The 13,251-nt window shown below is 57.6% G+C and carries 12 protein-coding genes and 1 pseudogene; 7 read left to right on the top strand and 6 right to left on the bottom strand.

Going from position 1 to position 13,251, the window contains the following annotated elements:
- The 4 genes from ACGYLA_RS18850 to ACGYLA_RS18835 all read left to right on the top strand — a co-directional run.
- Positions 1–306, top strand: a 306-nt coding sequence (locus ACGYLA_RS18850; protein WP_394434511.1) for a winged helix-turn-helix transcriptional regulator, incomplete at its 5' end; no start/stop codon positions are given.
- A 262-nt stretch (positions 307–568) separates the two neighbouring features.
- Complete coding sequence (locus ACGYLA_RS18845; RefSeq protein ID WP_304951555.1) at positions 569–1,165, top strand: pyridoxamine 5'-phosphate oxidase family protein; 597 nt, start codon at positions 569–571, stop codon at positions 1,163–1,165.
- 229 nt (positions 1,166–1,394) lie between these two features.
- Positions 1,395–1,874, top strand: a complete 480-nt coding sequence (locus ACGYLA_RS18840) for a GNAT family N-acetyltransferase (RefSeq protein WP_394393635.1) — start codon at positions 1,395–1,397, stop codon at positions 1,872–1,874.
- Between the two features lie 422 nt (positions 1,875–2,296).
- Entirely contained in the window at positions 2,297–2,710 is a 414-nt protein-coding gene (locus tag ACGYLA_RS18835) for a cytochrome c (RefSeq protein ID WP_241962936.1), read from the top strand.
- 265 nt (positions 2,711–2,975) lie between these two features.
- On the opposite strand, the gene ACGYLA_RS18830 is transcribed toward ACGYLA_RS18835, so the two are convergent.
- The 3 genes from ACGYLA_RS18830 to ACGYLA_RS18820 form a co-directional block, all read right to left on the bottom strand.
- Complete coding sequence (locus tag ACGYLA_RS18830) at positions 2,976–4,214, bottom strand: APC family permease (protein WP_394393634.1); 1,239 nt, start codon at positions 4,212–4,214, stop codon at positions 2,976–2,978.
- A 138-nt stretch (positions 4,215–4,352) separates the two neighbouring features.
- Positions 4,353–5,063: a VIT1/CCC1 transporter family protein gene (locus ACGYLA_RS18825; RefSeq protein ID WP_394380792.1), complete on the bottom strand. Its 711-nt coding sequence runs from the start codon at positions 5,061–5,063 to the stop codon at positions 4,353–4,355.
- A gap of 364 nt (positions 5,064–5,427) precedes the next feature.
- Positions 5,428–6,864, bottom strand: coding sequence for a hypothetical protein (locus ACGYLA_RS18820; RefSeq protein WP_108640274.1), 1,437 nt, complete (start codon positions 6,862–6,864; stop codon positions 5,428–5,430).
- Positions 6,865–7,086: 222 nt separating this feature from the next.
- Here ACGYLA_RS18820 and ACGYLA_RS18815 point away from each other — a divergent pair.
- The 3 genes and pseudogenes from ACGYLA_RS18815 to ACGYLA_RS18805 all read left to right on the top strand — a co-directional run.
- Positions 7,087–7,320, top strand: a pseudogene (locus tag ACGYLA_RS18815) (tyrosine-type recombinase/integrase); the annotation flags it as partial.
- 12 nt (positions 7,321–7,332) lie between these two features.
- Entirely contained in the window at positions 7,333–8,532 is a 1,200-nt protein-coding gene (locus tag ACGYLA_RS18810) for an IS91 family transposase (protein ID WP_394393632.1), read from the top strand.
- On the top strand, positions 8,529–8,762 hold the full coding sequence (locus ACGYLA_RS18805) for a hypothetical protein (protein ID WP_394393629.1): 234 nt from the start codon (positions 8,529–8,531) through the stop codon (positions 8,760–8,762). The genes ACGYLA_RS18810 and ACGYLA_RS18805 overlap by 4 nt, the downstream gene beginning before the upstream one ends.
- A 394-nt stretch (positions 8,763–9,156) precedes the next feature.
- Here the strand turns inward: ACGYLA_RS18805 and ACGYLA_RS18800 are convergent, their stop codons facing one another.
- From ACGYLA_RS18800 to ACGYLA_RS18790, 3 genes are read right to left on the bottom strand one after another with little or no spacing between them, the layout of a single operon-like run.
- Positions 9,157–10,101, bottom strand: coding sequence for a cation diffusion facilitator family transporter (locus ACGYLA_RS18800; protein ID WP_394393627.1), 945 nt, complete (start codon positions 10,099–10,101; stop codon positions 9,157–9,159).
- Between the two features lie 38 nt (positions 10,102–10,139).
- Positions 10,140–10,607, bottom strand: coding sequence for a DUF411 domain-containing protein (locus ACGYLA_RS18795; protein ID WP_271693710.1), 468 nt, complete (start codon positions 10,605–10,607; stop codon positions 10,140–10,142).
- A 19-nt stretch (positions 10,608–10,626) separates the two neighbouring features.
- A complete protein-coding gene (locus ACGYLA_RS18790; RefSeq protein ID WP_394434509.1) occupies positions 10,627–12,888 on the bottom strand; it encodes a heavy metal translocating P-type ATPase in 2,262 nt (753 codons plus the stop codon).
- Between the last annotated feature and the right edge of the window lie 363 nt (positions 12,889–13,251).

Raw genomic sequence — 13,251 nt, 5'->3', positions numbered from 1 at the left:
GACCGGGACGCAGTTGATATCCCCTGCGCGGCGGACACGCTGCTGCGCAAGCTCTGGGGACAATGGAAAACCCATGTGATCTACGTGTTAGGCGATCAGCGTGCCTGCCGCTTCGGTGTGTTGCGACGCCAGATCACCGACATCTCTCCCAAGGTGCTGACCACCCGCCTGCGGGAGTTGGAAGCCGATGGGCTGGTTTGGCGCGAACAGGAGAATACCATTCCGCCCAAGGTGACCTATGGGCTGACTGAAACAGGCCTTGCCGTGCATGCAGTGCTGAAGAATCTTGAAAGGATTAAAGTCTAAGTGCGTAAAAAGACCGGAGTAAATCGGGTCAATCAATCTATCAAAACCCTTAGCAACGGGAATCGCGGAAACTTTTGAGTTGGCACTTATTGGTGCTTTCGGCCCATTGCCGACCTTGAGACAGAGCGGTCTCGCTGCGGCGCAGTTTCACCGAAGCGGTCTTTCATGCGTCGCGCAGCATTTTCCGACGGCCGACGTCGGCTGAGCGGACTTTGCTGCCTTTGGCCTTAGTGCTATCAGGTAGCAATCGGAGGTTTGAATTATGACACCTGAAAAACTAAGAGAAATTTATGGCAGCGCTTCGCCACATGCAGCGGCGAAGGTTATTTCGCAATTCGATAAGCATTGTAGAAAATTCATAGAACACGCGACTTTCCTCGTACTTGCGACCTCGGATGGTACAAATCTTGACGTGTCGCCAAAAGGTGATCCTGCTGGGTTTGTTGAAGTAGAAAGCGAAAAGACGCTTTTGATCCCTGACCGCCCAGGCAACAATCGGATTGATGGTCTCTTGAACATTTTAGCACATCCCAAAGTAGCACTTTTGTTCATGATTCCGGGAGTTACGGAGACCCTTCGGGTGAATGGTACAGCTGAAATAAGCGATGCCCCAGAACTCTGCGACAGGTTCGAAATCAACGGAAGAAGCCCTAAGACGGTCCTGCGTGTTTTTGCTGACGAGGTTTTCACTCATTGCGGCAAAGCACCTATGCGGGGTGGCTTATGGAAACCTACGACCTGGTCGGAAAGCCGCCCCATCGCTCCGCTCTATGAAATGATCAGAGACCACTCCAAAATGGAAGTTGCCTCTACTGAACAGTCTTATTCTGAACAGCGGTACAGAGAAACCTTGTACTGATCGTCGCGGTCGCATTAACCACCATTCTTCAGTCTGGTAGGTTGGGCTCGTTCCTGCCATTCGCTGCGGTCGCCCACCCAAACGGCGCTGAGGTTTGCAGGCCAACGTCGGCTTGGCGGAAAAGCAGACATCTTCTGACTTGCTGTGACCAGCAGGACATTTACCTTCGCAAACACAGGTATGGGAGAATGAAACTGTGCAGAAAATAGCGACATCCAATCCGAATTTCATGATCCAACACGCTTCTCCGGATGATGCGGGGCTTGTTGTCGAATACATGAAAAAACTGGGCGCCTATCAAAAGATGTCGGACAAGATCACGGCAACTGAGGCTCAGATCAAACGGCTTCTGAATGAAAAACTGGGCGAGGCGCTGTTTGGATACTACAAGGGCGAAATTGCGGGCTTTGCCTATTTTTGCCAGAAGTCATCTGCATTTACTGGACGGTCAGGAATCTATATCGATGGATTCTTCGTGGATACGAAAGTCCGCCATCAGGGTCTTGGCAAGATCATTATGGGGTATCTTTGCTCTCTTGCCCTCGAGAGAAACTGCGAGATGATGGAATGGGGGGTTCTGGACTGGAACAAACCCACCATAGAATTCTACAGAAGCCTTGGCGCCTATAGCGTAGACGAGATGACGATTTTCAGGTTTACGCCGGACGATCTGAAATCAAATGCTCTGGCATTCGAGGGCAAGCCATAACCATCTGTGATAGACGGTTTGGGCTCCTTCCGGACGTTCTCCGCAGCGCAGTATGGGCCCAAATCCGTACATTTTTGTCACCGGCGCTTACCACCGTATTTGTCCCGTGTGTTGTGACCATATGTTTTTGTCCAACAGGAGACATTCGTGGAGAGCGCAGCGAAATCCCGGTATGAGCCCAAACTGACTACGCTGGACGTAATATGCTTTGCAGCCGCAGCATGGGCGTGCCTCTCGCTCCCCGGCCCTAAGCCGACCTTCACGCCTTGCGTAGCAAAGGTCAGCTTCGAGCCGTTAGTGACCGTGCCGAGCTCGAAGCTATTCCCAGTGGCAGCATATACTCACTCTTAGCATCTGAGGCTTGCGCCTATTCCTACAGGGTGTGCTAAGCTTAGCCGTGTCTACGAACTGAAGGAGTTCCTATGCCCATCCCGAAATCATTGCTGTTCACATTCGCAATCACCAGCGCTGGTTTAGCCGCCTGCACAGTACCTTCGATGCCCGAAGCACCTGATGGCGCGAGGTTTTTTGCGAAGAACTGTGTTTCCTGCCATGGAATGTCGGGCCGTGGCGACGGTCCTTCCTCGGCAGGGCTCGATCCAAAACCGACGGATCTCACGTTGTTGGCCCGTGAAAACGGAGGCTCTTTTCCCCGCGCCCGTGCATTGAGCTATATTTATGGTGACCCTGAACAAGGGCATCTCGCCCGGGTGATGCCTCAATTCGGAGGTGCTATGGCAAATGATACTGTGCCAATTGCGGTGGATGGTGTGATGACCCCGACGCCAAGAGTCTTGGCAGGACTTCTGGCGTATCTGGAAAGCGTACAGCGCTGATAAAAGAACCACTTTCAGCAAGGTTTTCTCGACCTGCGCGAAAAGCTTGCTGGCGAAATCTGACCTAACCCTGAAGCGACGCATGACCGGCGACATCGGCGGACCTCTCGGGATCCTTAGCAACGCCTGCAGCTGGCGCTGCAAGGCTCGTCACCTTTTATTCCGATCACCCCAGTCCGCCCTTTTTGGCAAACAATACCCTGCGCAATTGAGTTCTCTTTCGGTATGAGGATCGAGGTAGGAAGTACGGCTGCTGACTCCTATTTTAGAGCCATGCCGTTCCGAACAGGAGCAAACTGGTTAGCACGCCCAGGACGGGAATAATGATAGGCACATTGAAATGCTGCGGTACAGTGCCACCCCGCATCTTCAGCCTTATCAATGCAGAATTCACGAGAACGAAGACCAAGAGAACGATCTGCGACGTGCGTTCGGCCAGTGCTTCGATCGGCAATGCTAAGGTCAATAGCATGATGATGCACATCACCACGACCGTTGCAGAAACCGGAGTTTGGGTTCTTGGCCAGACCGTGGCCAAGGCAGCAATCAGGTGCCCGCGATCCGCCAGACCGTAGAGCACCCGCGACGCCATGATCATTTGGATTAAGACACCGTTGACGGTGGCAACAATTGCAACAATGGCAAAGCTCTGCTGGACACCTTTTGGGGCGGCCTCAAAAACGAGAGCAAGCGGGGCGGAAGATGACGCCAACCTGCTGAGCGGCACGGCTGTAAGTACCGCGGTTGTTGTCGCGAGATATAGCAAGGTTGCGATGGTCAGGGTCAGAACAATAGCCTTAGGCATGGTCGAAACGGGGTCTTTAACCTCTTCCGCAACGTTCGCCATATCCTCAAAGCCCACAAAAGCGAAAAACGCCAGTAGAGAGGCTGCGCCGATTCCTATCCAATGTGGTCCAACAAGGGGCGGCAGCATATCAACAAGATCGACCCCGAGAGGTTCAGAGATTCCGAAACCCCAAACAGCCACAAAAATTAGGCCGCCGATTTCGATCAGAGTGATAATCGCAGCGACAGTGACCGACTGAGTAATGCCCCACAACGCAATAAGCCCCATCAACACTACGACCACTACCGTCAGCACCCACTGTGGCGCTGCAAACAACCCCTGAAGGTATGACGCAGCCCCAATGGCGACAGCTGCTGCAGAAACCATCCCTGACAACGCAACTGCCAGACCCACCAAAGTCGCCATCGCCCCCGAGCGGAAGCCAGCTTCGACGTAAGCCGCTTCACCTGCACTAACGGGGTATCGGGTTGAGAGCTCTGCGTACGAAAAAGCGGTAAAAGCGACAACTACAGCAGCGATCAAGAAAGAAACTGGGGCGTAGGCACCGGCTTCCGCTGCTGTTGTTCCCACGAGTACATAGATGCCTGCCCCGACTGTGACGCCGAGCCCATAAAGGGTGAGCAAGGGGGTGGTCAGTGCCCGGCGCAACTTTTCTGTTTGGTTCCCGCTGTCGGAAAAGACGTCATGCGTTGTCACCGTAAAGAAATCCTCTCAAAGTTCGTTAAACTGGTCGTAGAATTGCCCACCTGCCCCGGATTAGATCCGGTCATTCGCCGCGCCGTCAACGAACTGGGAAAGTGCGGACGAAGCGGTCATAGGCGCATGAGACGCCCTCTACGCATGGAACAACGTTCCTACAAAAAACGCAATTGCGGCGGCCATCCCCCCAATCACCACAGTCTCGCCCGCAGATTGCCACCAGGGGCTGAGAGACCAGACGCTTTTCAGCGCGCCGATCGCGAAAAAGGTCATCATGGTCAGCGCGGCCGAGACAGAAAATGCGTTGCCCAGTCCGAGAATGAACGGGAATAACGGCACGATTCCGGCCGCCAGGAAGGCCAGAAAGGTGGTTACGGCGGATTTCACAGGATGTGGATCGACACCGCTTAGCCCGTATTCCCCTTCCATCATCAAGTCGATCCAGCTCTCGCGATCTTTCGTGATCGCATCGGTAGCCTGGTTCAGAACATCGCCCCTCAGGCCCTTTTGGGCCAAGATTTCTCGAACCTCAAGACGTTCGCCTTCGGGGTAGTTTTGTATGTGAAGCTCCTCGATTTTGCGGATGCGACGCATGTTGTCGAGTTCGGCTTTGGTGCCTGAATAATTGGCCGCCGCCATGGAAAACCCGTCGGCCAGGACGTTCGCTATTCCCAGCGCAATGATAATGAAAGGCGAGAGCCCGGCTCCAGCAACACCCGCGACGATGGCAAACGTCGTCACCGCTCCGTCAATTGCGCCGTAAACAGCGTCGCGCAGCACACCCCTACCCGGGGGGGCTCCGATTCGCTTTGCGATTTCTTGCTGGCTATGGCCGTGCTCAGACAATTCGAACCTCCTGAGAGATCAGTATAGGACCAAGGGGTCGCCCAGCTTTGATTCAAATCATAAGCCATGTCCGTTTCGGGATCTGGAGACGTCATACAAAGGGGCAGCGATTGTCCCTAAACATGGTTCGCACGCCAGTCATTCCCAAAGCTGCCTTTCGGGGTCTATCTATTGTAGCGGCACTGCACTCGCCAAAGCTGACCTTGGGCCCAGTGCCATTGCTGCTAAACGACGGCGATGTTCGCAATATTTTCCGCGCCTATCAATCGGCATTTTTTTGCTTGGGAGGCTGTGTCTTGCCGGTAAATTAGCGCAAGTATCGTCTCACGAGCCCTCGGATCGCCGAAAGCGTGAGTATCTTTGCTTAGTTACCGGCTTTCTGTGGCTTCTGAGTTGGTTCGGCGGCGTTCTCACTTTCGGTTTCGGTATCAGAACCAGCAGATTCGCCTTCGGTGTTCTGGTTTTCCGCCTCCGCCGACGATGACGTGTCAGACGCGTTGCCCTCGATCAAGGACGTATCACCCGATGCGCCATCGGTCGCTGTGTCAGTCTTCTGATCGCTGCTCGATGTCGGGCTCTGCATCTCATCTTTCGATGATGTGCCGGAGGATCCGGCATTCTGACTACCCGCTTCTGACAGGTCTTCGGGCGGGAGGCCGCCAGATTCCTGCAACGAATCCACCAAGTCGGCGCTGTCGTTAATGTCGCTGTCGATCTCGGTTACGCCCTCATCTTCGGCGTCGGACGACATGTCGCCTCGTTCATTCTCTTCGGCGGGCTGCCCGGAGGAGTTTGAATTTGAAGTTTCCGCTTGGGAAGCGACCGGATCATCGCCGTTGCCAGTATTTTCCTGCGTGCCTTGCATCTCGCGCGTGGCGGTTGATTCGGCCTCCGAATGACTGTCTTCCGACCCGTTGCTGTTGTTGCCGCCCGCAGAAGACCCCTGACCGTTTTCCGCGGCTGAGATCCGCTCCTCAATCTCCAACAGCTTGTTGGAGCGTTCTTCTACATTGCTGGTAAGGTCCGTTACAATTTTCTGGATTTCGTTTCGCTGCTCTTGGGCGTCAGCGACATCGGTTTCCAGGGCGGTCTTCCGCTCGGTCATGCTGGCGAAGCTATGCTCAAGCTCCGCTTGCCGGGCCTGCATGTCGTTCAGGCTGCTTTCCAGGGTTGCGACCTCGTCTCTCAAATTCGTTTCCTGCGCCCTCAGAGACTGGAGCTCGCTTTCGCCGGTGGAGACTTCTTCGGCGAGCCGCGCGTTGTCCTCACTAAGTGTTGCGAGGCTTTCCTGAACTTCGGCCTCACGCGCCCGAGCTTCTTCGACCCGGGTATTTATGTCGGTCAACTCCTGCGTCTGGGAGACAATTTGACTTTGGATGTCTGCCTTGCGGGTTTCAAAGCTGGTCATTTCTTCACGCATCGACGAGATCTGCTGCTCCAGCTCATTGTTTTGCTGCTGCTTCTGCGCCACCGTTTCGTCAATGGAGGTCTGCTGTACGATCAATTCGTCAAGCTTCGGCTGCAAGGTGTCGATGTCCGACTGGATGCCGTCGCGCTGCTCCTGCAGGGACTGGGTCTCCGTTTCCAGCGATGCGAGCTCCGCCTGCAATTCCTCGACGCTTCCGGCTGCTTCCTGCTGCGTGCTGATAGCGCTTTGCAAGCGCGAGATAGTGCGGTCGGTCTGCTTCTGAAGTTCTGCAGTGTCGGTGAATGCATATAAGGCAGCCCCCCACCCAACGACTGCCGCCGCCGCGATCCCGATTGTCTTTACATCCCAAGTTGAGCTTTTGTTCTCCGCCATGAGAAACTCCCCCTCCGGCCGAGCCGATCTCTGAAAAACTGTATAGGGCTGGAACGCGTCAGGCGGGTGGAAGTTCCGACCCCCGGGGTGCGCCGGTCCCAGCCTCACGGGGGGGCATCGTCGGGGACTGGCATGAAACGCGTGCCCCCTGTCGATCACTCTGAAGCATTACGCGTGGCGGGAGGCTGCGCTCAATCTTTCGCAGAGTGAGTTCATGAATGTATGGCAGGGGTCAAGAAGCCGGCGACATTGCACACGTTGCGACACAGTTTTGCCACCCACCTTTTGGAGGCAAACACCGACGTGCGGGTTATTCAGGTGCTGCTCGGCCACGCCAAGCTGACGACCACTGCGCGATACACTCATGTGGCCACCAAGACGATCCGCGACACTGTCAGCCCCTACGAGATGCTGGCCAAATTGCAGGATCAGACGGTGAAGCGAAGTCTGGAGTGACCGGGCGCCGGGGTGCCCCGGACCGAACTGGAGATTGCTGATATCTTCCGCACCCATGGTCCTGCGTGGCGGCTGGCCAATGCGGGGCATGTCAGCCTCTCCCAGTTGAAGGTGATGTCGTCGATCGAGGCCTGCCGGACTGAGGCTCTTGGCGGGCATGTGGCTGGCTGTGCCACATGCGGCCACCATCACATCGCTTATAACTCCTGCAAGAACCGACACTGCCCGAAGTGCCAGGGACCGGCCGCGCGCGACTGGATGGAGGCACGGGCCGAGGATCTGCTGCCCGTGGAATATTTCCACGTCGTCTTCACCCTGCCAGCTGAGATCGCGCAGATCGCCTATTGGAACAAGAAGGCGATCTATGGCTTGCTGTTCAAGGCGTCGGCCAAGACCATCATGAACATCGCGGCCGACCGCAAGCGCATGGGCGTGCGAGTGGGCATGACCAGCGTGCTGCACACATGGGGATCGGCACTGACCCATCATCCGCATATCCATATGATCGTCCCCGGCGGCGGCCTGTCGCCGGACGGCACCAAATGGGTCGCCAGCAAGCCTGGGTTCTTCTTGCATGTGCGCGTGCTGTCGCGCCTGTTCCGCCGCCTCTTTCTGGACGGGCTCGTGGCGCTGCACCAAGCCGGAGACCTGGCTTTCTATGGGGACTTGGAGCGGCTGGCGCTGACGGACGCCTTCACCACCTGGCTCACCCCTTTCCGCAAATCCGAATGGGTGGTCTATTCCAAGCCGCCCTTTGGCGGCCCAGAGGCCGTGCTTGCCTACCTGAGCCGCTATACTCACCGCGTCGCCATCTCAAACCACCGCTTGGTCAGCGCTGATGCCGACACCGTCGCCTTCCGTTGGAAAGACTACCGCCTCAAAAATGGGGACCGCCAGAAGATAATGCGCTTAGCCACGCCTGAGTTCATCCGACGCTTTTTGATCCACGTCCTTCCTGACGGGTTCCACCGGATCCGCCACTACGGCCTGCTGGCCAGCAGCGCTCGCAAAGCTAATCTCACAAAAATCCGCAAACTGCTCTGCGTCCAACCACCAGATCAGGCAGATGTCCAAGACGCTGAGCCAGACGTCACCCCGCTCACGCTGCGTGAACCATGCCCATGCTGCGGGGGACCCATGCGCATCATCGAGATCTTTCGTCGCGGGCAGAAACCGATGTCACGCGCGCCACCACGGGAGCAGGCCGCATGACCGACCGCCTGTCACAGATCATCAACCCACGCTGGCTGCTCCGTGCAGAACCGGACCAAGCCACCTGCGCCGATCAGGTATCAGCAGGTTCCCAAACCACAAATCCACCCAGCCCGGCGGGCAGCGCTTGGCGACTGGGCTGGGAAGTCCGCATCTGCAGCCTCGTGCAAAAGGCCAAACGGCCCGCTGAAACAGCCGTCGTCTCGATCGTCAGCGAACTTTACCCATAGCATCACCAAGACCCTCGCGGCTTCGACCTTGGGAGGTTTTCCAACGCGGGTCGTCCGCCCAACAAGACGCGAACCTCACGCCGCGACCCGCATCAGAAAACCTTCACCTTAGCCGACCTTGATGATGTCTGCAGCGAATGACGGCTTCGAGCCCCAGCTGACCGCATGAGGGACGGAGTTCTTCGCGGTTGCGCCAAAAGCTTGGCCGGCACGGTCGACCCTTAGCAGATCTTCACCGATTATACCTTATGATACGGTGCGGCACGCCAAACCGGACATTGCCCACACCCATTATTGAGAAGTTATAGAAACCGTAGCGTCTACCGAAATGCATTAAAGGTCGGAAACTGGCCAAGTGAAACGTGCTGCCACGCTGTTCGGCATCTCAAGATGTTTATGCACCAGGTTCTTCGCCGGCGTTGTTTCCACCGTCTTTATGGCCAAACAACGCGGCACCCTGATGGGCATTATCTGAGGTTTCAAACTCAAGGCTCGAGTGGGTGATGCCGAAGTCATCCGCGAGCTTTTTCTTGACCGCCTGCTTTACAGCTTCAAGGTCCGTCCAATCTCGCCCCATCAACACTACATGACAATCAAGCGCCACCTCATGCTCCTGCATCTGCCAGAGATGGACGTGATGCACATCCCGGACCCCATCGACATCAGTCATCGCGTCGACCACTGCGCCTGCATCCATGTCAGGCGGGCTACCCAGCATCAGCATACGGATCGGACCGCCGATTTCAGTGAGTGCCAGATAAAGGATATAAAGCGCGATACCGATGGTGATCGCGGGATCAACCCAACGCAGGTCGTAAAGGATGATGAGCGTGCCGCCGATAATCACCGCGACCGAGGCCAGAGCGTCTGACAGGTTATGCAAGAACAATGCCCTGATGTTCACGCTACCCCTTTGCATCGAATAGGTCAGCAGCGCCGTCATCGTATCAACCACCAGCGCGACCCCGCCCAGAATGACCATCGTCCAGCCCGCCACTTGCGGCGGATCAATCATGCGCATCCCGCCCTCGTAGATCAGATAGACCCCGACAAGAATAAGCGTGGTGTAGTTGATCAGCGCGGCAACGATTTCGATCCGGCCATAGCCAAAGGTCATCCGCGCATCTGCCGGACGCCGTGCGATTTTGCGAGCCACAAAGGCGATCACCAAGGAGGCCATGTCTGAAAAATTGTGAAGCGCGTCCGCGATAAGGGCGAGCGACCCCGCAAAGACACCGCCCACGATCTGCGCCACAGTCAGAAGGGCATTCGCCCAGATGGCCAGTGATACTCTGCGGTCCCCGCTTTCGGGGTCAATATGGGCGTGATCATGTGCCATGCGCGCTTCCTGCTTGTTTGGTCCAAGTCCGCTGCGATTTAGGCAGCCTCGTAGCTTGTGAACACCTCGCTGTTGCCATCGCGAGCAATCAGATAGACATCATAGGCGTCGCGCTCACTCTCCGGCCCCATCCCCGGCGAACCATAGGGCATCCCCGGCACGGCAAGGCCGATGGCATCCGGGCGCTCGGCAAGCAATTTACGGATGTCGGCGGGCGGGACGTGCCCTTCGATCATATAGCCGTCAATCTTTCCGGTGTGACAAGAGGCCATGTCCTGCGGGATGCCGTTGTCTTGCTTGTATTTGATCAAGAGCGTTCCCAAGCTGCGCTCGGTCGTCACGGCAAAACCCTCGTTCTCCAGAATCTCGATCCACGCCGAACAGCAGCCGCAGTTGGGGTCTTTCATCACGTGGATGGCGGGCTTGTCTTCGGCCCATGCCGCAAATGGTGCGGCGGCGGCAAAGCTTGCGGAACAGGCCAGCAGGCTGCGTCGTGTGAGGGTCATGTAAAATCCTTCCAAAGGTTCAGACTGTCGTTTCGTTGGTTGCATGGGTTGTAGGGCGGCAACCGGGCTCGGCCAACCGCTCGGCGGTAGTTGACCGGAAAAACAGCAGCCGCAGGGCGTTGAGCGTTACCAGAACAGTCGCGCCAGTATCCGCCAGGATCGCAATCCAGAGGCCGGTGATGCCAAGCACCGTGGTGACAAGGAACACGGCTTTCAGCCCAAGCGCGATGGCGATGTTCTGCCGGATATTGCCCATCGCGGCGCGGGCGAGACGGATCTGGCCGGGCACATCTGTCACCCGGTCACGCAAGATCGCGGCATCGGCAGTCTCGAGCGCCACATCGGTGCCGGAGCCCATTGCGACGCCCACGTGCGCTGCGGCCAATGCAGGGGCATCATTGATGCCGTCGCCGATCATCATGACCTTCGCCTCAGCCGTGAGGTTTTGAATGGCCGCAACCTTATCCTCCGGCATCAATTCAGCGCGGTGGTCGATGCCCAGCCCCTCTGCAATGGCCGCAGCGGTGCGCCGGTTGTCCCCGGTGAGCATCACCGATGAAATACCCAAAGCGTTCAATTGCGCCACTGCTTCTGCCGCATCGGCGCGGGGTTCATCGCGAAGAGCAATGAGGCCTTGGGCCTCGTTATCGCGCAAGACAATCACCACGGTCTTGCCCTGCGCTTCGAGCGTCTCGACCTGGGCGCGCAAAGTCTCTGACAGCGCCCCGCGTTCTGCCGCCAAACGCGGCGAGCCGACGCAGATGGTTGCCCCCGCGATCACCGCCTCGGCCCCTTTGCCGGGCAAGGCGCGGGACTGTGTCGCTGCGGCGGGGTCGATGTCGCGTGCCTCAGCCGCACCGCAAATCGCTTGGCCGAGCGGGTGGCTCGCACCGTTCTCAACTCCAGCGGCGAGGGCCAGAAGATCGGCTTCATTTCCCACAAGCACCTGAACATCAGTTACGCGGGGCTTGCCGTGGGTCAGCGTTCCAGTCTTGTCAAAAACCACATGGGTGACTCGCGCCGCCGCTTCGATCACTTCGCCGCCCTTCATCAGCAACCCGTTGCGCGCCCCGGTGGACAGGGCCGAGGTGATCGACGCAGGCACCGAGATCACCAGCGCGCAGGGGCAGCCGATCAGCAACAGAGCCAGCGCCCGATAGATCCATTCGCCCCAGGCGCCACCAAAGACAAGCGGCGGCACCACGGCCACTAAAGCGGCCATACCGACCACGGCAGGCATGTAGACGCGGCTGAACCGATCGATGAAGCGCTCGGTCGGCGCGCGGGCGCTCTCGGCCTCTTCCACCAGCCGCACAATACGCGCGATGGTGTTGTCCGCCGCAACCTTTGTGACTCGGATGCGCAGCAACGCTTCTGTGTTGATCGATCCGGCAAAGACATCCGCACCCGGCTCCTTAAGGCGCGGCACGCTTTCGCCGGTAACGGGGCTTTCGTCTACGCCCGAAGTTCCGCTGACCACCTCGCCGTCACAGGGCACCCGGTCCCCGGGGCGCACCTGCACAATCTGGCCGACGCTGAGCGCCTCTGCCGCCACCTCCCGCGTCTTGTTGCCCACCTCAAGCCGCGCCGTTTTCGGCACCAGCTTGGTCAGCGCACGGATGCTGTTGCGGGCCTTCCCGGCAGAGACACCTTCCAACAATTCGCCCACGGCAAAGAGAAAGACCACCAGCGCGGCTTCTTCCGGCTCTCCGATCACAAGCGCGCCACTGGCGGCGATGGTCATGAGCATTTCGATTGTAAAGGGCATGCCCACCCGCGCCATGGCAAAGGCCCGGCGCGCGACGGGAATAAGCCCGATCAACGTGGCGATGACAAAGCCCCAATGCGAAACCTCAGCAGGCAGGACAAGCCGCGAGGCCCATGCCATTGCGAGCAGAGCGCCGCTGCCGAGGACCAAGCGGCCTTTCGCGGTTTGATACCAAGCGGGGTCTGGCATCTCTTCGGGCGCATGCGCTTGAGGTGATGCCGCTGTCCCACCGATCACTGCATCGTCCGGCAGGATGAAACCGCCCTTCGGCCTCTCTGCCTGTGCCCCCTTTGGAGAGATGCCAAAACCGATGCCGCGCACGGCCTTCTCGATCCGCTCGGGCGAGGTCTCATTCTTATCCAGCGTCAGGCACAGCCGTTCTGACATCAGCGCGACATCGACATCCGCGACCCCGGGCAAGCGCTCCACCGCGCCGCGCACCTTGGCCGCGCAGGCGCCGCAGTCCATCCCCGTGACGCGCCATTCCCGTTGTGCTGTGCTCCCGTCCGTCATGTCTGCTTCCAATCCGATTCACCGTCAGACACAGAGATACGACCTACAGCAACTGTAGCTTCAAGTGGTTTGTTTAACTTTTCTCCTCCCGATCATCCTTCTTTGCAATAGGCTGCGAGAATGGCCGCGTGGCGGAACGTGATACAACGATTTGCAGAAATCTCAGCGTTGAGTGTCATCCAGTTCACGAACTGCCGGCTTGTGCGACACCCTTCAAAAAACCTACAGAGACTGTAGAATGAAAGGGGTCAGATATGCTCGCGATCGGCACACTCGCAAAACGGACCTGTTGATTGTCACTGAGAACTGACCCGGTATTTTCACCGAGATTTGACCCACCCTCAGTTATGCGTCGTGGTTTAT

This window comes from Sulfitobacter sp. 1A13679 (genome assembly GCF_043557115.1).
Classification (GTDB): domain Bacteria; phylum Pseudomonadota; class Alphaproteobacteria; order Rhodobacterales; family Rhodobacteraceae; genus Sulfitobacter; species Sulfitobacter faviae.
This window is presented reverse-complemented; position numbering and strand designations above follow the sequence as displayed.